17 protein-coding genes and 1 pseudogene are annotated in these 21407 nt (G+C 63.3%); 15 read left to right on the forward strand and 3 right to left on the reverse strand.

Translation table 11 applies throughout. The features are described from left to right. The first annotated feature begins 1118 nt into the window (after positions 1 to 1118). The 5 genes from cydD to cydX all read left to right on the forward strand — a co-directional run bounded on the left by cydD (position 1119) and on the right by cydX (position 7470). Positions 1119 to 2816: a thiol reductant ABC exporter subunit CydD gene (cydD, locus tag NHF53_RS02795; protein WP_252833007.1), complete on the forward strand. Its 1698-nt coding sequence runs from the start codon at positions 1119 to 1121 to the stop codon at positions 2814 to 2816. After that, positions 2813 to 4474 carry a thiol reductant ABC exporter subunit CydC gene (cydC, locus tag NHF53_RS02800; RefSeq protein ID WP_252833008.1) on the forward strand — a complete coding sequence of 554 codons (1662 nt, stop codon included), beginning with the start codon at positions 2813 to 2815 and terminating at the stop codon, positions 4472 to 4474. Before cydD ends, cydC begins: the two co-directional genes overlap by 4 nt. Before the next feature lie 126 nt (positions 4475 to 4600). Continuing rightward, positions 4601 to 6202 (forward strand): cytochrome ubiquinol oxidase subunit I, encoded by a 1602-nt coding sequence (locus NHF53_RS02805; protein WP_252833009.1) that lies wholly within the window; start codon positions 4601 to 4603, stop codon positions 6200 to 6202. 4 nt (positions 6203 to 6206) lie between these two features. Further along, entirely contained in the window at positions 6207 to 7358 is a 1152-nt protein-coding gene (gene cydB, locus NHF53_RS02810) for a cytochrome d ubiquinol oxidase subunit II (RefSeq protein ID WP_252833010.1), read from the forward strand. A gap of 13 nt (positions 7359 to 7371) precedes the next feature. Beyond that, positions 7372 to 7470, forward strand: coding sequence for a cytochrome bd-I oxidase subunit CydX (cydX, locus tag NHF53_RS02815; protein ID WP_252833011.1), 99 nt, complete (start codon positions 7372 to 7374; stop codon positions 7468 to 7470). 81 nt (positions 7471 to 7551) lie between these two features. Here cydX and NHF53_RS02820 read toward each other — a convergent pair. Then, a pseudogene (locus NHF53_RS02820) lies at positions 7552 to 7668 on the reverse strand (transposase domain-containing protein); the annotation flags it as partial. A 73-nt stretch (positions 7669 to 7741) separates the two neighbouring features. Then, the gene (locus NHF53_RS02825) at positions 7742 to 8536 is read right to left on the reverse strand and encodes a helix-turn-helix transcriptional regulator (RefSeq protein WP_252833012.1); all 795 of its coding nucleotides are present in this window, start codon (positions 8534 to 8536) and stop codon (positions 7742 to 7744) included. A gap of 200 nt (positions 8537 to 8736) precedes the next feature. Between NHF53_RS02825 and NHF53_RS02830 the strand changes: the two genes are divergently transcribed. From NHF53_RS02830 to NHF53_RS02850, 5 genes are all read left to right on the forward strand, one after another. Next, the gene (locus NHF53_RS02830) at positions 8737 to 9825 is read left to right on the forward strand and encodes an ABC transporter ATP-binding protein (RefSeq protein WP_252833013.1); all 1089 of its coding nucleotides are present in this window, start codon (positions 8737 to 8739) and stop codon (positions 9823 to 9825) included. Between the two features lie 41 nt (positions 9826 to 9866). After that, positions 9867 to 11027, forward strand: coding sequence for a spermidine/putrescine ABC transporter substrate-binding protein (locus NHF53_RS02835; protein WP_148160587.1), 1161 nt, complete (start codon positions 9867 to 9869; stop codon positions 11025 to 11027). Positions 11028 to 11159: 132 nt separating this feature from the next. Then, a complete protein-coding gene (locus tag NHF53_RS02840; protein ID WP_252833014.1) occupies positions 11160 to 12026 on the forward strand; it encodes an ABC transporter permease in 867 nt (288 codons plus the stop codon). Continuing rightward, a complete protein-coding gene (locus NHF53_RS02845) occupies positions 12026 to 12844 on the forward strand; it encodes an ABC transporter permease (protein WP_148152648.1) in 819 nt (272 codons plus the stop codon). The genes NHF53_RS02840 and NHF53_RS02845 overlap by 1 nt, the downstream gene beginning before the upstream one ends. Before the next feature lie 3 nt (positions 12845 to 12847). Continuing rightward, complete coding sequence (locus NHF53_RS02850) at positions 12848 to 13609, forward strand: SDR family NAD(P)-dependent oxidoreductase (RefSeq protein ID WP_252833015.1); 762 nt, start codon at positions 12848 to 12850, stop codon at positions 13607 to 13609. Positions 13610 to 13673: 64 nt separating this feature from the next. On the opposite strand, the gene NHF53_RS02855 is transcribed toward NHF53_RS02850, so the two are convergent. Further along, complete coding sequence (locus tag NHF53_RS02855) at positions 13674 to 15548, reverse strand: sigma-54-dependent Fis family transcriptional regulator (RefSeq protein ID WP_252833016.1); 1875 nt, start codon at positions 15546 to 15548, stop codon at positions 13674 to 13676. A gap of 289 nt (positions 15549 to 15837) precedes the next feature. Between NHF53_RS02855 and NHF53_RS02860 the strand changes: the two genes are divergently transcribed. The 5 genes from NHF53_RS02860 (at position 15838) to NHF53_RS02880 (ending at position 21405) form a co-directional block, all read left to right on the forward strand. After that, a complete protein-coding gene (locus NHF53_RS02860; RefSeq protein WP_112691764.1) occupies positions 15838 to 16881 on the forward strand; it encodes an NAD(P)-dependent alcohol dehydrogenase in 1044 nt (347 codons plus the stop codon). Between the two features lie 51 nt (positions 16882 to 16932). After that, a complete protein-coding gene (locus NHF53_RS02865) occupies positions 16933 to 18462 on the forward strand; it encodes an extracellular solute-binding protein (protein ID WP_252833017.1) in 1530 nt (509 codons plus the stop codon). 121 nt (positions 18463 to 18583) lie between these two features. Continuing rightward, positions 18584 to 19459: a carbohydrate ABC transporter permease gene (locus NHF53_RS02870; RefSeq protein ID WP_252833018.1), complete on the forward strand. Its 876-nt coding sequence runs from the start codon at positions 18584 to 18586 to the stop codon at positions 19457 to 19459. A gap of 3 nt (positions 19460 to 19462) precedes the next feature. After that, positions 19463 to 20308 carry a carbohydrate ABC transporter permease gene (locus NHF53_RS02875; RefSeq protein ID WP_252833019.1) on the forward strand — a complete coding sequence of 282 codons (846 nt, stop codon included), beginning with the start codon at positions 19463 to 19465 and terminating at the stop codon, positions 20306 to 20308. 8 nt (positions 20309 to 20316) lie between these two features. After that, positions 20317 to 21405: an ABC transporter ATP-binding protein gene (locus tag NHF53_RS02880; RefSeq protein WP_252833020.1), complete on the forward strand. Its 1089-nt coding sequence runs from the start codon at positions 20317 to 20319 to the stop codon at positions 21403 to 21405. Positions 21406 to 21407 lie beyond the last annotated feature (2 nt).

The raw sequence follows: 21407 nt of genomic DNA on the forward strand, positions 1-21407 counted from the left end.
GAAACCTCCCGTCATTCCCTGCCGGCGAGGGGTTGATCGCGGGCACGAGGCGATGCTGCCCATGAACAGAATCCGGCCCTGGAAGTTTGCTTGCAGCGGCGTGCCCGAATCTTCGAAAACGTTTTCAATTCTTAAGAAAGCACCAATCGAGAAACTTCACGTACTGTCACGCATTTGTTGCTGTATTGATCTGGGTCATTGCGGGGCAGCAAACGCGCGAAGTATCGTTTATGCTAGCGGAGGTGTTCGCACTCGTCGGTGCCGGAGTGCCGCCGAATATAAGAAAACGTAAAGGTGGAGGAATAATGCTGCGTCGCACTGAAATGTTGTCTCGTCTGTTGTAGAGAGTACGCGATGGCCAAAGAAACATGGACGTGCGACTCTTGTGGCGACGTGCTCAGCGACACAGGGGATAACCCTTGGAAACGCCTGAACGTTTCGATTATCCGGCACAATGGCAAGCCGATTATCGACGAAACCGTCGAACTGTGTCCGACGTGCCAGCGCAAATTGCTGGACGGGCTCCGCCCAGTACTCGCGAGAGTGGCACGCCGGCGAGGCGATGATTCAGCGAGCCCGAACGCGCCCTAGCGGGTCGCGCAGTGCCCAGTGGCAGGACCGAAATCGCTCGGTCGCATCAAAGCGACCGAGCTTGGCTGCCTTGTAACCGGAGGCAGACTGATGATGTCCGTGGAGATGGTGTCGCGGTGGTCACCGGTGTTTTCCGGTAGGGTCGGGTTGTTCGAGCTCAACCTGACGGAAAGACCGCCGACGACCGACGACATAGATCAATATCTCGACCGTGCTGGCCGGACAGAAGCCGGGAATCCGAGAGGTCGACGACGGTATTCGGCTCGTCAGCTTCATGCACGACGATCTGGGATATGTCGACCTTGAGCAGAGGACCTCGCAAACCATCGACAACCCGTTCGGCACGCGGTGGTCAGCCATGTCTTAGGTACACGATGTGACCTATGTCTTCAGATTGGACGTGGGGAAATTGATAGCGGGAGAGCGCTCCCAGCACGCCGCCGCGACAATTTGGAATTTGATCAAGATCAGTTGCGCGAATACGGTCGCCCGGAAACCCGCAGGCCAGATATCTCCGCAGGCGCGCCTTGTCCAAGACCACGAAGATCGAGAGCGACCCCGCCCGCCGGCGGCTGATGCAAATGGCACACCGCGATCGCAGTGCCATGGCGATAGCGAGCGGCCTGTCTGTTCTTTCGGCTTTGCTCTGGCTGCCGCAGGCTTGGCTGGTCAGCCGGCTCCTGGCGGCATTGGTGGAGGGGAGGGCGCCGGTGCCGGGCGCTCCCGTCGCTGCCGGTGCCTTCATCACCCTCGGGGTCCTGCGCCACCTCCTCGACGTTCTGGCGGGGCGGCGGGCCTTCGGTATCGGCCAACGGTTGATCGAGCGGGAGCGGTTCGATCTCGTCGAGCGGGAGAGCCTTGCATCGCCCCTGATTGGTAACGGGCAGACGTCGGCCGCCCTTGCGACCCTGCTTGCCGGCAAGCTCGACGCCCTTCTGCCGTGGGCGAGCCGCTATCGTCTCGCCGCTGTCAGGGTTGCGATCATTCCTGCCGTCATCCTGGTCGTCGTCGCATCGATGTCCTGGCTCGCCGGCATGGTGCTTCTCGTCGCCGGACCGTTGATCCCGGTGTTCATGGCGCTTATCGGGATCGCGGCAAGGCAGGCGAGCGAGAGGCAGATGGCCGCCACCGGAACCCTCAATTCCACGTTGCTCGAATGGCTGAATGCCGCGGCCGACATCCGCCTGCTCAACGCCGAGCAGCAGACGGTCGACCGTTTCCGCCAATCGGCGGAGACCCTGCGGTCGAAGACCATGGAGGTCTTGAGGATCGCTTTCCTTTCCTCGACCGTGCTGGAACTCTTCTCGGCGATCGGCATCGCGCTGGTCGCCGTCTATGTGGGTTTCGCCCTGCTCGGAACCTTTTCTTTCGGTGCCTACGAAACGCCTCTGACGGTGGCGGAGGGTATCTTCATCCTCTTGCTGGCTCCCGATTTCTTCCAGCCGTTGCGCGACCTTGCCGCCGCCTGGCACGACAAGGCAGCCGCACTGGCTGTCGCGGGCGAGCTCGCCGAACGGGATCGCGAACCGGCTCCGCGCATCCTCGGGCGTGGCGCAAGAGCCGACAGCCGTCCTGCGGGCGCGTTGACGATCGCAACCAGGGGGCTCCGTTACGAGGCAGGGGGACGAGAGATCACCTTCCCCGACATCGAGATCATGCCGGGCGAGAAGGTGGCGATCTCCGGTCCGAGCGGGGCCGGCAAGACGACCCTGATCGGTCTGCTGTGCGGGCTCGCGCGGCCGTCCTCGGGCCGGGTCGAGATCGGCGGCAAGCCGCTCGGAGACGACCTCGCTGATGCCTGGAGAGGTACGATCGGTTTCGTTGGCCAGCATCCGCACATGCTGAACGCGAGCCTGCGCGCCAATATCGCCCTCTCCGGTGAGCGGCTCGACAGAGCCGGGCTCGATGCGGCGCTCGCCGCCGCGGCTGCCGACGGTGTGGTGGCCACCCTGCCGCGGGGTGCAGACACCCGCCTCGGTGAAAACGGCAGCGGCGTTTCGGGCGGGGAGGCGCGTCGTCTCACGATCGCGCGCGCCATCTATGCGGATGCAAAGGTCGTCTTTGCCGACGAGCCGACGGCGGACCTCGATGCCGCGACGGCCGAGCAGGTGGTGGAGGCGTTGGAGGCGATCGGCCGGCAGGGCGCGACGCTGGTGGTCGCGACCCATGATCCGCGTCTCATCGCCCGGTTCGATCGGGTGATTGCCCTGGAGGGCGGACGATGACGGCGCTGTTCAGGGTCTTCCGGCGCATCTGGCGGCGACGCCTCGGCGCATTGGCCGTCGGCATCCTGCTCTCGGTCGCCGTTCTCGGAGCGGGGCTGGCATTGCTTGGTCTCTCCGGCTGGTTCATCACCGCGGCAGGCATAGCGGGCCTGGCCGGTGCCGGCTTGACCTTCGATGTCTTTCGACCGAGTGCGGGCGTGCGCTTCCTCGCCCTCGGACGAGCGGTCGCCCGGTACGGTGAGAGGCTCGCCACCCATGGTGCGACGCTCAAGGGGCTTGCCGATCTGCGCGTGGCCTTGCTGGAGGCCATGCTCCGCAAGCCCGCCGTTCTTCTGTCCCGCCTGCGCGGCTCCGAGCGGCTCAACCATCTGACGATCGATGTCGACGCCCTTGACGGCGTCGCCTTGCGGCTCGTCATGCCGGCGGTCGCGGCGGCGATTGTGCTTGCCGCGACGTTCTTCCTGATCGACTGGCTCGTCCTCCCGTCGGTCGCGGTTCTCGAGGTCGGCAGCTACCTCGTCGGTCTCGCCGCCGCACTCATTGTCGCGGCGCGCGCTTCGCGAAAGCCTTCCCGGTTCGCACAGCGCTCGGCGCAGGCCTTGCGCATGCGGTTCATCGACATGATGCGCGGCCGCACCGAGCTCGCGGTCAGCGGCCGTCTGGAGGACTATCGCCGATCGGTCCTCGATGCCCATCACCGGATGCAGCATGCACAGTCGCGGATCGACCTGGTCGAGCGGATATCCGCTTTGCTTCTCGGTCTTGCGGGCAGCGTTGCGGCCGGCGGCGCGCTGCTCGTCGGTGGGCTTGCGGCGAGCCATGGACACATCGATCCGGCGAGCGCGGCGCTGGGTTTCTTTGCGGCGCTGGCACTCGTGGAGACCGCAGCCCCGCTTGCGCGCGGCATCGCCGAGCTCGGCAAAATGACGGATGCGGCGCGGCGGATCGAAGTCCAGCTCGCGGACGAGCCCGAACCATCGCCGCAAAAAACGGCATTGTCGCTGGTCGCTTCCGGCGGCGCGGCCATGCTTTTGGGCCGCGGACTGGTCTATCGCCGCGGAAACCGCGTGCTTTTCGAAGGTCTGGATGTCTCCGTCGGCCGCGGAGAGACGCTGGCGCTCGTCGGCGAAAGCGGTTCTGGAAAGACCACACTTCTCAACATCATCCGCGGCCTCGTGGAGCCCACGGAAGGTATCGTCTGTCTGGAGGGTCTGGCGATCGCAGACCTCTCGGAGGTGGAGCGCGCAGCACGCATCGGCTACCTGCCGCAGCGTGCCACGCTGGTCAGCGGCACGATCGCCGACAATCTGCGCCTCGCGGCGCCGGCGGCCGGTGACGACATGCTCTGGGAGAGCCTGCGGATCGCCGGCCTCGACGAGGTCGTGATTGCCAAAGGGGGGCTCCAGTACTCTCTGGGCGAGGGCGGGCAGGGTCTTTCAGGCGGCGAAAGAAGGCGCCTCGCACTCGCCCGGATGCTGCTGCGTCGGCCCTCGATCATCCTTCTGGACGAGCCGACCGAGGGGTTGGACGTCGAGACCGCCTGCGATATGCTTGCGCGGCTGCGTTCGGCATTTCCGCGAGCCGCGATCGTGGTCGCCGCCCATCGTACAGAGGAACGCGCCTGGGCCGGTCGCGCGCTTGAAATACGTTCTCCGTAGGCGCTTCCGGCACCGGTTTTCCGGGGGCAAACGACGTTGATCCACCTCATGGACGATACCCGGGTCATGGATATGATGGCCCATATCCTTCCAAGCTCAATCCTGAGACCAATCGAGAGCAAGATCATGGAAATCGACATAGTCGAGCTGTCACGCCTGCAATTTGCGATGACGGCAATGTACCACTTTCTCTTCGTGCCCCTCACACTCGGCCTTTCCATTATCGTCGCGATCATGGAAACGGTCTACGTCATGACGGACCGTCCGATCTGGCGACAGATGACGAAGTTCTGGGGCACGCTGTTCGGCATCAACTTCGTGCTGGGGGTGTCCACCGGCATTACCATGGAATTCCAGTTCGGTATGAACTGGAGCTATTACAGCCATTATGTGGGCGACATCTTCGGTGCGCCACTGGCGGTCGAAGGGCTCATGGCCTTCTTCCTCGAGGCGACCTTCGTCGGCCTGTTCTTCTTCGGTTGGGACAAACTCTCCAAGCGTGCCCACCTGGTCGTTGCGTGGCTCGTGGCGATCGGCTCGAATCTCTCTGCCCTCTGGATCCTGGTCGCCAACGGCTGGATGCAGAACCCGGTTGGCGCTGAGTTCAATCCCATGTCGATGCGCATGGAGATGACCTCGTTCTTCGACGTCGTCTTCAATCAGGTCGCACAGGCGAAGTTCGTCCATACGGTCTCGGCCGGCTACGTCACCGCCTCTGTCTTCGTGCTCGGCGTCTCCGCCTGGTACTTGCTGAAGGGGCGCCACACCGAGCTCGCCCGCCGGTCGATCGCGGTTGCGGCCTCCTTCGGCCTCGCTTCTGCACTTTCCGTCGTCGTCCTCGGCGACGAATCCGGCTACTCGGTCACCCATGACCAGAAAATGAAGCTCGCGGCCATTGAAGGCATGTGGGAGACGCAGCCGGCGCCGGCATCGTTCACCCTCGTCGGCATTCCCGACCAGGCGGCGCGCGAAACCCATTACGCCGTTCACATCCCCTATGTCATGGGCCTGATCGGCACGCGCTCGCTGACCGGTGAAATTCCCGGTATCTCCGAACTCGTGCAGCAGGCGGAAGATCGCATCCGTTCCGGTCAGATCGCCTATGACGCACTGATGACCTACCGCGCCAGCAAGGGCGTGGTCCCGGATGAGGTTCGTGCAACCTTCGAAGAACACAGCAAGGACCTCGGCTTCGGCTTGCTTCTGAAGCGCTATGTGGACGACCCGCGACAGGCGAGCGAAGACCAGATCAAGATGGCTGCCAACGACACGGTACCGACGGTCTGGCCGCTCTTCTGGGCCTTCCGCCTGATGGTGGCGCTCGGTTTCTCTTTCATCGCCGTCATGGTCTGGTTCTTCTGGATGGCCTCCTTCCGCAGGATGCAGTTCCCACGTATCGCCCTGTGGCTCGCCGTCATCATCATCCCGACGCCGTGGATTGCCGCCGAGCTCGGCTGGTTCGTCGCCGAATTCGGCCGCCAGCCCTGGACCGTCGACGGTGTCTTGCCGACGGCGCTCTCCGCCTCGCATCTCTCGGTGACGGAGCTCTTGATCACGCTCGCCGGCTTCGTGCTGTTCTACACCGTGCTCTTCGTCATCGAGATGGGCCTGATGCTGAAATACATTCGCAAGGGACCCTATCTCGACGTGCCGGAAACCGATCAATGGCAGAAGCGACACCGCGAGCGGCTGACAAGCCCGTCTGCTCTCACCCAACCTGCGGAGTAAGACCATGATTCTTCATCAACTCCTCGATTTCGAACTCCTGCGTGTGATGTGGTGGGTCCTGCTCGGCGTGCTGCTCGGAGGCTTTGCGCTCACCGACGGCTTCGACATGGGTGTCGGCGCGCTCCTGCCCTTTGTCGGCAAGACCGACACGGAGCGGCGCATCGCCATCAATACCATCGGCCCCGTATGGGAAGGCAACCAGGTCTGGTTCATCCTGGGTGGCGGGGCGATCTTCGCGGCCTGGCCACCGCTCTATGCGGTGAGCTTCTCGGGTTTCTATCTCGCCATGTTTGCCGTGCTCGCGGCGCTCATCCTGCGGCCGGTCGGCTTCAAGTACCGGTCGAAGCGCGACAGCGCGGTCTGGCGGAGTGCCTGGGACTGGGCGCTGTTCGTCGGTGGCGCCGTGCCGGCCCTGATCTTCGGGGTCGCCATGGGCAATGTCCTGCAGGGCGTGCCGTTCCGCTTCAACGAAGACCTGATGATCTTCTACGAAGGGTCCTTCTTCGGTCTGCTCAATCCCTTCGCGCTGCTCGCGGGCCTCGTGTCGCTTGCGATGCTCGTCATGCACGGTGCGGCCTGGCTGCAGTTGAAGGCCGAGGGACCGGTGCGGGAACGTGCCCGGATGTACGGCTCCGTTGCCGCGGTCGTGACCATCGTCGCCTACGCGCTTGCAGGTGTCTGGATGGCGTCGGGGATCGCCGGTTACGCCATCGTCGGCTCTCCCGTCACCGACGGCCCGTCCAACCCGCTGCTCGGCGAGGTCGCGCGGTCGCCCTCCTGGTTTACCGCCTATGCCGCACAGCCGTGGATTGCGGTTGCTCCGGTTCTCGGGTTCGTCGGCGCGGTGCTGGTGTTCCTGGGGTTCAGGGCCGGGCGCGAGGTCTCGACGCTGCTGTTCTCGAAACTTTCGATCGCCGGCATCATCGCCTCGGTGGGACTGACGATGTTCCCGTTCATCCTGCCGTCCTCGCTCGATCCGAAGTCGTCGCTGACGGTCTGGAACGCGTCCTCATCGCATCAGACACTCTTCGTCATGCTGGTGATGGCCGTGATCTTCGTCCCGATCGTGCTCGCTTACACCGCCTGGGTCTACAAGGTGTTGTGGGGCAAGGTGACCGAGGCCGAGATCACCGACAACAGCAGCACCGTCTACTGAGGGAGAAACAACGATGTGGTATTTCGCCTGGCTTCTCGGCCTGCCGCTCGCCGCGATCTTCGCGGTCGTCAACGCCATGTGGCTCGAAATGCAGGAAGACCGTGCGGTGTGATGGGCGGCTCGCCCGAAGACGCCGACACCGCGGTGTGATGAGTTGAAGGCGGGGCGGCGTTTGCCGCCCCGCTTTCGGAGTGATCTGGTAGTTTCGGGGCAATAGTTCATCGATCCGATTGATCGGATTGTCTGCAATGCGCGTGAGGACATCGCGCAGACAGGCCTCAGGGGCGATACCGTTCAGCTTTACGGCTTCGGTGAGAGAAAGAATACCTCACGCCCACGCACCACCGCCTGGAGGCTCGGGCGAATCCCGAAGAGCCGGGAGATCACCCCAAGCTCTTGAGATAGATCGACAGCAGTTGCGTCTGCGAGGAAATGCCGAGCTTGCGATAGACGTTGCGGCGATGAACCTTAACGGTTCCGGTCGAGATGCCGAGCCGAAGACCGATTGATTCCGACGAATGCCCTTGCAGGACGAGTTCGACGATCGCGGCTTCCCGGTCGGTCAGATTGAGATCGCGCCACACCCGATCCACGGAGGGTTGGGCAGCCTTGCGCCCGCTTCTGCCGCGCTTGGCGATAGCAAGGTCGAAGCGCCGACCGAGGTCGGGCCAGGCGTGGCGGACGAGGGCGGCCACCACCGGTTCCGCCTTCTTCAGCAGCGCGAATTCGGCAGCGGAAAATACCCCTGACTGCTCCCGCCGCATCAGCGAGAGAACGACCGTGATGCCGTTGTCGAGCGCGACGAAGAAGCCGATTTCTTCGGCCAGTCCCGTCTGGGCATAGTAGCTGCGGAAGTATTCGCTGGAGAAGAACCGGTCTGGCGCCAGCTCCCGCATGCGCCAGACACCGGGCTTCGGTTGCTGCGCTGCCCTGTAGAAGGGATCGAGCAGATAGGGTCCGGCCTGGTACATGCTGACGAAGACGACATGCTCCTCGGCCGTGAAGGTGCTGTAGAGATCGATCGGACGTTCCTGCCCGCGATAGGCGAAGACGACGATATAGTCGAAGCGGAGCAGGCTCTTCATCAGCTCATGGAAGGCGAGCCCCGCCGCATCCTCGACGGGAGCCCCTTGGCCCACCAGTCGCCCCATGACTTTGAACAAGGCTTCAAGATCCATGCCGACATCCACCCGATTGCAAAAAAGAGCAGCAGATGCTCCTGGGGTATACACCCTCCACATCCGGAAACGGCTTGGAATACCTCTTTCGGGGTATATACCGCAATCGACCGGCTTGAATAGGTTTGACGCAGACGGTGTGAAGCTGGGCGATCGCGAGAAGACCCGGCATTCAGAAAAACAACCGCGGGGAATATGACGTGACAGCGCCTTCGACGAACGACATCGAGTTTCGTTCGGTCGCCAAACGCTATGGCAGCGTGACGGCCGTATCGGACATCAATCTGGCCGTGCCGAAGGGTGCGTTCGTAGCCCTGCTCGGACCGTCGGGTGGCGGCAAGACCACGTGCCTGAGGATGATCGGCGGCTTCGAGCAGCCAAGCGAAGGTACGGTGCTGATCAACGGCCGCGAGATGAATGGCGTGCCGCCCTATCGTCGCCCGGTCAACATGGTCTTCCAGCACTACGCGCTGTTTCCGCATTTCAACGTCGAGGAGAACGTCGCCTACGGGCTGAGGCAACAGCGGCCGAAGCTTGGTGCCGCCGAAATCGCCAACCGGGCGCGCGAGGCGCTGGAAATGGTGCGGCTCGGCGGCTTCGAAAAACGCCGCGTGCATGAGATGTCCGGCGGCCAGCAGCAGCGGGTGGCGCTGGCCCGCGCCATCGTCAACAAGCCCTCGGTGCTGCTGCTGGACGAGCCGCTGGCGGCCCTCGACAAGAAACTGCGCACAGCCATGCAGATCGAACTGCAGACCCTGCAGCGCGAGCTCGGCATCACCTTCGTGCTCGTCACCCACGACCAGGAAGAGGCGCTTTCGATGAGCGACATGGTCTGCGTGATGAACGCCGGCCGCATCGTCCAGATGGACAGGCCTCAGGCAATCTACGACCACCCGGCCGATCTCTTCGTGGCCGATTTCGTCGGCAAGACCAATCGCATCGCCGCCACGCTGGAGGCCGACGGAACGACGATCAGGCTCTCGAACGGCATGGCGCTGGGACGCGACGACAAAGGAACGATGGCACCCGGCGCCGTGACCGTCGCGTTGCGTCCCGAGGCGATCGACCTCGTCCGACAACAGCCGACGCACGCCGGCGGGCTCGCCGGCACGGTCACCCACCGCATCTTCCTCGGCTCGACCGCCGAATATCAGATCGACGTCGACGGGCTGGGCGATTTTCTCGTCACGGCCGACCGGCGCAGCGTGCAGGAAAGCGATCTCGTCGAACCGGGCGAACGGGTCGTTTTGACATTCGATCCCGGCAAAATGCATGTCTTTCCGACCTGAGGAACGGCCGTACTTGTCAAGACAAAAAAGGGAACAGCGTTATGACAAAGTGGTACAGAGAGAATGCCCCGGTGACTGCCGAGCAATTGAGCGACGAATGGATGCGCCTGAAGCGCGGTTCCGTTTCGCGCCGTCACTTCCTCGGTGTTACTGGCCTCGGCCTCGCCGCAGCTGTGCTTGGCCGCCAGCCTGGTGCCTTCAATGCCAATGCCTATGCCGGCGATCTCGGCACGACCATGTCGCTCGCCACCTGGCCGAACTATCATGATCCCGCGACCTTCGAAGCCTTCACTGCCGCGACCGGCGTCGCCGTCGAAGTCAATGTCTTCGGTTCCAACGAGGAAATGCTCGCCAAGCTGCAGGCTGGCGGCACCGGATGGGACCTCTTCGTGCCCACCAACTACACCATTTCGACCTATGTGAAGCTCGGCCTGATCGATCCGCTCGACATGTCGAAGCTGCCTGCCTTCTCTCAAGCCAGCCAGTCGCCGCGCTTCACGTCGGAAGGCGCCGTCGACGGCGTGACCTACGCCGTGCCGAAGAACTGGGGCACGACGGGCATGGCCGTCAACACCGCCAAGATCAAGACCAAGATCACCTCGTGGAAGGACTTCTTCGAGGTGGCCCAGACCGAGGCCGACGGGCGCGCCATGGTTCATGACTACCAGCTGACCACGATCGGCAGCGCGCTGGTCTCGCTCGGCTATTCCTTCAACTCGATCAAACCGGAGGAACTGGCCAAGGCAGAAGAACTGCTGATCAAGGTCAAGCCGCATCTCTACGGCATCAACAGCGACTATCAGCCCGGCATGCGCGGCACCGACGCCTGGATGACCATGTGCTGGACCAATGACGGTGCGCAGCTCAACCGCGACATGCCGGAAATCGCCTACATTCTCGGCTCCGACGGCGGCGAGATCTGGACCGACTTCTACGCGATCCCGAAGAGCGCCGCCAACAAGCCGGCCGGCTATGCCCTGCTTAACTTCCTGATGACACCGGAAAACGCCGTCAAGGAGCACATCGCCAATGGCGCCCCGACCACCGACAGCCGCGTGATGGCCCTGCTGCCGGCCGACGTGACGTCGAACAAGATCGTCTATCCGGACGAAGCATCGCTCACCCCGCTGGAATTCGGCGCGGCCGTGACGCTGACCGACCCGGCCCGTGCCGAGCTGATGGCACGGTTCAAGTCTGCTTGATGGTCTTGGCCGGGTAGGGGTGAAAGCCCCTGATCCGGCCGCCACCACCTCTCCCCGCTTGCGGGGAGAGGGCCGGGGTGAGGGGCAAATCCTCGCTCGATACCTGCCGATCATACACATCAGGACCGCCGCATGGCTCTTGCACCGGACACACGAAAGAGACTGATTACCGCCACGCTGGTCGCGCCTGCGGCCATCTGGCTGTTCGTCTTCCTCGTCCTGCCCTTCATGGCCATCGTCGTCTTTTCGGTTGGCGAGCGGGCGCCCGAAGGCGGCTACCAGGCGGCCTTCACCTTCGCTCAGTTCGCCAACCTCGGGTCGCGCGCCGCTGCCTTCCGCAACACCATGCTGATTGCGCCGCTCGGCGCCTTTCTTTGCCTGATCGTCGCCTATCCGGTTGCCTATTACCTGGCGATCAAGGCCAGTCCGCAATACCGGCTGCTGCTGGTCTCGCTGGTCGTCGTGCCCTTCTGGACCAGCCTGCTGGTGCGCACCTATGCCTGGATGTACATCCTCGGCTCGCGCGGCATCCCCAACCTCCTGTCGATGATCGGCATCGAGGACGTTCGGCTGCTGAACACGCCGGGCGCCGTGCTGCTCGGCATCGTCTATGGCTACCTGCCGCTGATGATCATGCCGATCTACGTGAGCCTCGAAAAGCTCGACCGCCGGCTGCTCGAAGCCTCGGCCGATCTCGGTGCAAGACCGGTCTCGACCTTCTTCGGCGTCACCTTGCCGCTCTCTCTTCCGGGCGTCATGACAGGCGTGGCGCTGGTTACCATCCTGCTTCTCGGCGAATACCTGATCCCCCAGCTTCTCGGCGGCGGCAAGGTGTTCTTCATCGGCAATGCGCTGGTCGACCTCTTCCTCCAGTCGCGAAACTGGCCGTTCGGTTCGGCGATTGCCGTGACGCTGGTGGCGGTCGTCGTCATCGTTCTCAGCGTCGCCATGCGCATCGCCTTCAAGATATCTGGCTCAAGACAGGTGGATCTCGTCTGATGCGCGCGCTCGTCACCTCCGTCTACCTGTTCCTCTATGCACCGATCGCGCTCGTCGTGCTGTTCTCGTTCAATGCGGGCCGCAGCGCTTCCGAGTTCACCGGCTTCTCCACCATCTGGTACGGCAAGGCGCTCACCAACACCTTCCTGATCACGGCTCTGCAGAACAGCCTGCTGATCGCGTTCACCAGTGCCGGGCTGGCCGCCGTTTTCGGCACCATGGCAGCGCTCGGCATGGAGCGGCTTGGCCCACGCGGGCGTGCCATCTTCGACGGCCTGTTCGCCGCGGCCATCGTCGTGCCGGGCGTGGTGATCGGCATCGCCACCCTGGTGGCGCTGGTCGAGGTCTTCTCCTTCGTCAACCCGGCGCTCGCCTCGATCTGGCCGGGCGAAAAGCCGCCGCAGCTCGGGCTTGGCTACGGCTCGATCGTCGCCGCGCACGGCCTCTTTTCGCTGGCGCTGGTGACGATGATCGTCAAGGCGCGGATCGCCAGCCTTGGCCGCGACATCGTCGAGGCGTCGAGCGATCTCTATGCGACGCCCTTCACCACCTTCCGCGAGATCGTCCTGCCGCAGATTCTGCCCTCGGTTCTCGCCGGCTTCCTGCTCGCCTTTACCTTTTCCTTCGACGATTTCATCGTCGCCTTCTTCGTTGCCGGCTCCAAGACCACGCTGCCGATTTATGTCTTCGCGTCGATCCGCCGTGGCGTCACGCCGGAGATCAACGCGATTGCCACGTTGGTGCTGGTCGCCTCGCTCTTCCTCATCCTGACAGCTCGCACGCTGATGCGGGACAAAAAAACGCATGCCGGGGAGTAACCCATGATCCTGAAAGACCGCGTCGCGATCGTCACCGGCGCCGGCTCCGGCATCGGCCGGGCGGGCGCTGCCATCATGGCGCGCGAAGGCGCCCATGTCGCCGTCGTCGACCGCAACATCGACGCTGCGGAGACCGTCGTAGCCGAAATCCGCACGACGGGCGGCAGCGCCGAGGCGCTCGGGCTCGACGTCACCGACGACGTCGCCCTTGAAGCCGGGCTGTCGGCGCTCATGGCCCGCCATGGACGCATCGACATCCTGCACAATCACGCCGGCGCCCAGGTCGCCGGCGACCTCGAGCATGTCGCTATCGAGGGCTTCGACCGCTCGTGGAACCTCAATGTCCGGGCGCACTTCATGGCCGCTCGCTTTGTCACGCCGATGATGAAACGTCAGGGGTCCGGCGTCATCCTCAACACGTCGTCATCGTCCGGCGTGCTCTACGACCGCGAGATGATCGCCTATACGACGACCAAGCACGCCGTGATCGCCATGACCCGCCAGATGGCCGGGGACTATGCGCGGTTCGGCATTCGCGTCAATGCGCTCTGCCCCGGCTGGGTCGACACGCCCTTCAACATACCCTTCATCGAGCAGATGGGCGGCAGAGATGCGATCGAGGCCTATGTGCGCGAAAAGGTGCCGATGGGCCGCTGGGCAAGCGTCGAAGAGATCGCCGAATCCGTCCTCTTCCTTGTGTCCTCGCGCTCGTCCTACATGACCGGCCAGATCCTGGTGGTCGACGGCGGCGAAACCGTTGTCTGACGGAGAGCGCACGCAGCGTCATCGTGACGAAACCTCACCGGAGAAAGTCCGGTTGCGGACTTGTCTAGAAATTTCTGGCGTATTTGTAGACGGTGTTGCGCGACACGCCGAGCGTCCGCGCCGTTAGGCTGATGTTGTTGCCGTTGCTGCGCAGCATCTCCGTGACTTCCCGGCCGATCTTGGTGCGCAAGGAATGGGTCTGACGGCCGTCGCTGTCTCCCGGGTGGCCGAGCAGGTCGAGAACATCGGGAGGTGCGATCCTGTTTCCCTCGGCGGCCATCACCAGCTGCAGCAGGGCCGAGCGCAGTTCGCGCATGTTTCCGCGCCAGCCGAATGCCGCCATCAGCGTCGCGGCGGCGGGATCGATCTGCGTGCCCGGCGAAATCTCCGCCAGCATGCTGTCAAGCACGGCGCCGAAATCGGTTCGGTCGCGTAGCGCCGGCAGCTCCAGACGAATGACGCCAAGGCGATAGAACAGATCCTCCCGGAAGCGCTTGGTGGCGATCGCCTCCTCGAGGTCGACATTGGTGGCGGCGACGATCTGGGTATCGACCTTGCGCACCTGATGGCCGCCGACCGGGCGGACCTCGGAACTGTCGAGGAAGCGCAACAGCGCCACCTGGCTCGACAGCGGCATGTCGCCGATCTCGTCGAGGAACAGTGTGCCGCGATCGGCGGCGACGGCCAGCCCCTCGGCGCCCGTGCGCTGGGCTCCGGTGAATGCGCCGCCGACATAGCCGAAGAGTTCGGCCTCCAACAGATGCTCGGGCAGCGCGCCGCAATTGATGGCGATGAAGCTCCCCTGGCGCCGGCTTGCCTTGTGGATATGGCGTGCCAGCATTTCCTTGCCGGTGCCGCTTTCGCCGCGGATCAGGAAAGGCGGCTTGAAGCGGACGGCGCGCGCTATCTTGTCCAGTTGCTGGCGCACGACCGCGTCGTTGGCGACGAAGTCGGGCTTTGCCGACGGCGGAAGGCCGCCGACGGCCGCATCGGCGCCGGCTGGTTTTCCGGCTTGGGGCAGGCGCTTCTCGAAGCTGTGGCGATTGCGCCAGTGGACGGCGTAGCGGCTGCCGAAACCATCGCGCAGCGTCGGCTGTCGGCTGTTCGACATCTCCGCCAGAGCCAGATCGAACGGAGTGTCGAAGATGGCGTCGAATTCCGTGCCGGGGCGCAGCGAGATGCCGCGCAGGATTTCCCGTGCGCGCTTGTTGACTGCCACCAGCCGTCCGCTGGCATCGAACGAGACAAGCCCGCCGCTGACCGAATTCAGCAGTTCCCAGCGGGAATGAAACAGCACGACGATGTGCTTTTCCTGCTGGGCAAGAAACAGCGAGTTCTCGATATGGGTGGCGGCCATGCGCATCAGCGCCAGGGTATGGCTGTGGCGTGCGCTGCAATCGGACGAGGCGTCGAGCACGCCGGCAAGTTCACCGTCGGAATGCAGGATCGGCGCGGCAAAACAGCTGACGTCGGAATAGGCGGCGAAGAAGTGCTCCTCGCCGTGAACGATCAGCGGCTGGCGACCGGCCGCGCAGGTTCCCAGAGCATTGGTGCCGCGCAGGCTTTCCTTCCACACGGCGCCCGGCACGATGCCCCGACCCGGTCTGCTGGACTGGAAGTCACCGTCGGCGATGGTATCGAGCACCGTTCCCTCGGCATTGCCGAAGGCAATCAGGAAATTGCTCCCGGCAATCTGCTGATAGAGCGAGTGCATTTCGGCCACGGCAAAGCGATGGGTCAGCTCATCGCGCTCGCGCAACTGCTTGAGCTCCCGCATGCCAATCTGGAGCGGTGGCGGCGTCACCCGCGGATCGAGCCCGGATTCGATGCAGCGCTGCCAACTCTCGGCGATCTGCGGGTTGACGAGATTGCCGTCGACCTGACCACCCTGCATCAACGTGATCCTGAGCCTCTTCAGGCGCTCAGTCCGTGAAAGCATTTGTCTGTTCCCCCCGGACAGCGCCTCTCCTCAGGCTTTTCAAGGTTTTTTTCCTTCTTGTCCTGACCTCAGTGGACCAATTTTCGTTCCCGCTGGCAAGTGTTCATGATTTGAACAGGCGAAGTCCCGCCGCTGTTGCGGGCCTGAACATCATGCGCTGCCGCGAGCGCACTGCACCAAAACTTCATCTCTATGATTTTGCTCATCTCTCTCGGATGAACAGGCAGTTGGCACGGCGACTGCAGTGAGAAAGGCGAAATGACAGTGCGCCGAGTGAGGAGGCTTAGGAATGAAGGCAGCAGTTCTGCACGAATATGACGAGAAGCTCGAGAAGAGCGAATTCGTAGTTTACGAGGATGTTCCAGATCCCCGTATCGAGGGGCCAAACGATGTGATCGTGCGGATCGGCGGGGCGGGCGTCTGCCGCACCGACCTGCACGTCATCGAAGGTCTGTGGCGCAACAATTCCGACGTTCAGCTGCCCTATATCATGGGGCACGAAAACGCCGGATGGGTCGAGGAGGTCGGTCCGGGCGTCACACACTTCAAGCCGGGCGATGCGGTGATCTGCCATCCGCTGGTCACCTCGGGCCATTGCCTCGCCTGCCGGCGCGGCAACGACATGCACGCCGAGGAGAGTTCCTTTCCCGGCATCAACGCCAATGGCGGCTACGCCGAATACCTGCGGACCGGCGCACGCTCGCTGATCAAGCTGCCGAAGACGCTCGCGCCGAAGGATGTGGCGCCCTACACCGATGCCGGCCTCACCGCCTACCGCGCCTGCAAGAAGGCCGCTCAACATCTGCTGCCGGGCCAATATGTCGTAGTGATCGGCGTCGGTGGGCTTGGTCATATCGGCGTCCAGGTACTGAAATCGCTCTGTGCGGCGAAGGTCATCGCCGTCGACCGGTCGAAGGAAGCGCTGGAGCTTGCCGCCAAGTGCGGCGCCGACGAACTGGTGCTCGCCAATGGCGAACAGGTCGACAAGGTGTTGGCGCTGACCGGCGGCTGGGGCGCCGAGGCGGTCATCGACTTCGTCGGCGAAGGTAGCGCCATTACCGAAGGTCTGGAAATGACGCGAAGTGACGGCGCCTACTACATCGTCGGCTATGGCGGAAAGCTCGAAATTCCCACCATCGACATGATCACTTCGGAAAAGCGCATCGTCGGCAATCTCGTCGGCACTTATCCCGAACTGGTCGAACTCATGGCGCTTGCCGATCAGGGCAAGGTCCATCTCGCAACGGCGGAATACCGGCTGGCCGATGCCAATCGCGCCCTGCTCGACCTTCACCACGGCAAGATTCATGGCCGCGCGGTGCTTATTCCTTGAGGAGGAGCCGGATTTCGCCGGCAAGGACTTTAAACCTGGGAGAGAGAAAAAATGACATTGAAGACATTGCTTCTGACCGCCAGCACGCTTGCGCTGGCGGCCGCCGCGGCACCCGCCATGGCGGCCGACTACAGCCGCTTCGGTATTCCGTCCGACCTGCCGGGAACCTGCTCCTACGAGGCGATTGACGCCAAGGACTATTCCGGCCGCACGCTCAACATCATCACCCATGCCGTTCCGGTGATCGGCGAGCCGACGGCACTCCATGCCAAACAGTTCGAGGAACTGACCGGTGCCAAGGTGAACGTCGTGCACGTGCCGTTCGGCGACCTGTTTCAGCGCATCCTGATCCCATTCCAGACGGGACAGAATGCCTATGACGTGCTGTTCTACGGCTCGCTGTGGATCGGCGACCTCAACCCCTTCCTCGCCCCCGTTCCGGATGTCTATCGCGAGTCGACCGGCATGAAGGACGTGACCCGCAACTACATCGACGTCGCCAAGTGGGGCGACCAGATGGTGCAATATCCGATCGACGGCGACCGGCATTATCTGAAATACCGCGCCGACGTGTTCGAGAACGCGGAGATGCAGGCGAAATTCAAGGAGGCGACCGGCCGCGACCTGACCGTGCCCGCCACTTGGGAAGAATATAACGAAGTCGCCAAGGTCTTCTCCGGCTGGGACTGGGACGGCGATGGCAATCCCAATTACGGCTCGGCGGAAGTCGCCAAGCGCGACGACCTGATGTTCTCTGCCTTCATCAGCCGCGCGGCTCCCTACGCCAAGAACCCGAACGTCAAGGGCGGCTTCTTCTTCGACCTCGAGACCATGGAACCGCTGATCAATTCGCCCGGCTTCGTGCGCGGCCTCGAACTGTTCGTCGCGGCCTCGAAGGACTGGGCGCCGGGCGGTGCCAATTTCGGCCTCGGCGACGAAATCTTTGCCTTCGGCGGCGGTCAGTCGCTGATGAGCTATTCCTGGGACGATGCCTTCGTCCAGGCGCAGCAGGCTGACAGTCCGATCCGCAACAAGGTGGCCGCGGCTCCGCTTCCGGGCGCCCGCGAGGTCTGGAACCGCAAGACCAACCAGTGGGACAAGTTCGAGGAGCCGAACCGCGCGCCCTACATCACCTGGGGCTGGACTTCGGCAGTGTCGGCCAAATCGAAGAACCAGGACATGGCCTTCGACTATCTGTGCTTCTTCTCCAACGAAGCCAACACCCTGTCCGACCTGCAGGTCGGCCGCTTCGGCGTCAATCCCTACCGCACCAGCCATTTCGATCCGGCGCTGTGGACCGACAAGCTCGGCTGGGATGCCGATCTTGCCAAGAGCTATGTCGAAACGCTGTCAGGCATGGACACCAGCCAGAACCGCGTCTTCGACCTGCGCGTTCCCGGCGTCAACCAGTTCATGACCTCCATGGCGACGGGCGTCGCCTCCGCGATCGCCGGCCAGGCGACGCCGCAGGCGGCGCTCGACCAAGTGGCCAAGGAGTGGAAGGACATCGTCGACCGTATCGGCGTCGACAAGGTGCGCGAGGCCTATGCCCGCGTCGTCGCGCTGGAAGACAACCAGTAACTCCAGGACCGTCGAAAGGGGCGCATCCGAAGCGGTGCGCCCTTCTCCTGGAAAAGGCATGCCGCCGTCCCGTGTCCGTCGACCGGGGGTCGATGTGGCCGTGAACTGAGGAACGAACCGCGTGTATGGGCTGTCGCGCTACAAACTCTTCTTCCTGCTGCCGGGGCTTCTCACCCTGCTGGCGATCATCCTGTTTCCACTGATCTTTACCATCCGCGTGAGCTTTTCGGGATGGGATGCCGCAAGTCCGGGCCTGAACTTCATCGGCGGCTCCAATTACGGGCGCATTTTCAGCGATGCCCGTTTCTGGGAATCGCTCGTCCGGCTCGGCTTCATCGCCACGGCTTGCGTGCTGCTCGAATATGTCATCGCGTTCGCGCTCGCTCTGCTCGTCTGGCACCAGGTACGCCTGAGGCGTCTCACGCGGGTCCTGTTTCTTATTCCGATGATGACGACCCCGGTGGTGATGGCTGTCATCTGGCGCACCATCTTCCACGAATCCCTCGGGCCGGCCAACGACCTCATGCAGTTTCTCGGCATCGGCAATGTCGCCTGGTTGACAAGCGCCGGCTGGGCGACGGTGGTCGTCATTCTCGTCGATGTCTGGCAGTGGACGCCGTTCATGTTCCTGCTGCTGACGGCGGGCCTGCTATCCCTGCCAAAGGAGCCGTTCCTGGCTGCCGCGATCGATGGGGCCGGACCGATCCGAACCTTCTTCAACGTGACCTTTCCCGCCATGGCGCCGATCTCGGCCGGTGCCGTGATCATCCGTCTGATCGAAGCGTCGAAAATCATGGAGACGATCTACGTCGTCACCTCAGGCGGACCCGGTACGGCCACAGAGACCTCGAGCTACTACATCTTCATCCGGGGTCTGCGCGACTTCCAGATCGGCTACGCGGCGGCGCTGTCGATCACCTATCTGGTGATCATGATCGTGCTCTTGACGATCATCGCCAAACTTCTCGCCAGATACCTCGTCAAGTCGGGAGTCTGATTCATGCCGCGCCTTTTTCGCATCATCAAGACGGCGGCGATCCTCGGATGGAGTGCCTTCGTCATCGCACCGTTCCTGTGGGCGCTGACAACCTCGTTCAAGACCGCCAACGGGGTTACTGCCGGGCCGACCTATCTGCCCTATGTCGACTACGAGCCATCGCTCGCGGCCTGGAAGGGCCTGTTCGGATCGGGCGCCGGCAGCATCGACATCGTCGGGCCGTTCGCCGCCAGCATGATCGTGACGCTGTCGGCCAGCGCCATCAGCCTGGTTCTCGGAACGCTCGCCGCCTATGGATTGTCGCGCTTCGTCTACAAGGTGGGACCGATCGGCAATAACGACCTCACCTTCTTCTTTGTCTCTCAGCGGATCATGCCACCGGTGGTGCTGGCCATCCCGTTCTTCCTGATGCTCGGCTTCTTCGGCTTGCTCGACACGATCCTCGGCTTGGTGATCGTCTACATCGCCCTGCTCCTGCCGATCGCCGTCTGGGTGATGGTCGATTTCTTCAACAGTATTCCGCGCGAACTCGACGAGACGGCGATGATCGATGGCTGCACGCCGATAGAGACCTTCTGGCGGGTGATCCTGCCGAATTCGCTGCCCGGCCTGGTGGTCGCCGGCATTTTCTGCATCGTCTTCGGCTGGAACGACTTCTTCTTCGCCTTCACGCTGACCTTCACCGAGACGCAGTTGCTGCCGGTGGCGATCGTCTCGCTCAATTCCTCGGTGACGCCCTGGTGGAGCCTTTCCGCCTCGGCGCTGGTCTCGGTGGCGCCCCTGATCGTGGTGGCCTTCCTGGTGGAGCGCTACCTCGAAAAAGGCAGCCTCGCCGGCGCACGGAAGTAGGAGGCATGATGACCTACGCAATCCGCAATCTGACCGTGGCCGAGGGGAATGCCATCCATGTCGACGGGCTGAACGTCGATCTGCCGGCCTCCGGCGTCGTCACCGTCATCGGCCGCACGCTCTCCGGCAAGACGACCTTCCTCAAGGTGCTGGCCGGGCTGCAGGCCGTGCGCTCAGGCAGCCTCGTGCGTGACGGGGTCGATCTCCTGAAAATCCCGGCCTGGAAGCGCCGGGTCGGCATGGTCTACCAGCAGTTCGTCAACTATCCGCACCTGAACGTGCGCGACAATATCGTCTTTCCGCTGAAGCGGGCCGGCTGCCCGTCGTCAGAACTCGAGGCGAAACTCACCTATGTGAGCGACTTGCTTGGCCTTCGCCCCTATCTCGATCGGCGCCCGGCGGAGCTTTCCGGCGGCCAGCAGCAGCGCGTGGCGCTTGCCCGGGCGCTGGTGAAGGACACCGATTTCCTGCTGCTCGACGAGCCGCTGGTCAACCTCGACTACAAGCTGCGCGAACAATTGCGCGACGAGTTCCGCCGCATCTTCCGCGACAGCAAGGACCGGCTGGTCGTCTACGCGACGACCGAGCCGGCCGAGGCGATGATCCTGCAGGGGCACGTCATCATCCTGCACGAAGGCAAGGTGATCCAGACGGGCGACTACCGCGACGTCTTCCACTATCCCGCCAACACGATCGCAGCGCAAGTTTTCAACGATCCGCCGATGAACCTGCTCGAAGGCGAGATCGCGGGCGGGCGCCTGATCCTCGGGCCATCATTCAAGACGCCGCTGCCGGAGCATTTTTCGACGCTTGCGCCGGGTCGCTACATCTTCGGCCTCAGGGCGACCGACCTGGCGCTCCACGGAGACTTTTCCGCGACCGTGGCGCTCGCCGAGGTCAACGGCTCGCTGACCGTGCTGCATCTCGATCTCGACGGGCGCAATCTCGTACTGGAGGAGGAGGGCGTACATCTCTTTCAGCCCGGCGACAGGATTGGATTTACCCCGGACAGCACGCGCTTCTACGCCTTCGATGCGGCGACCGGCACGCTGATCGCCGCCCCGCCGCGCAGAAGCGTCTCCGGCCAGAAGGATTGATT

Source organism: Ciceribacter sp. RN22 (assembly GCF_024054295.1).
GTDB classification, from domain to species: domain Bacteria; phylum Pseudomonadota; class Alphaproteobacteria; order Rhizobiales; family Rhizobiaceae; genus Allorhizobium; species Allorhizobium lividum.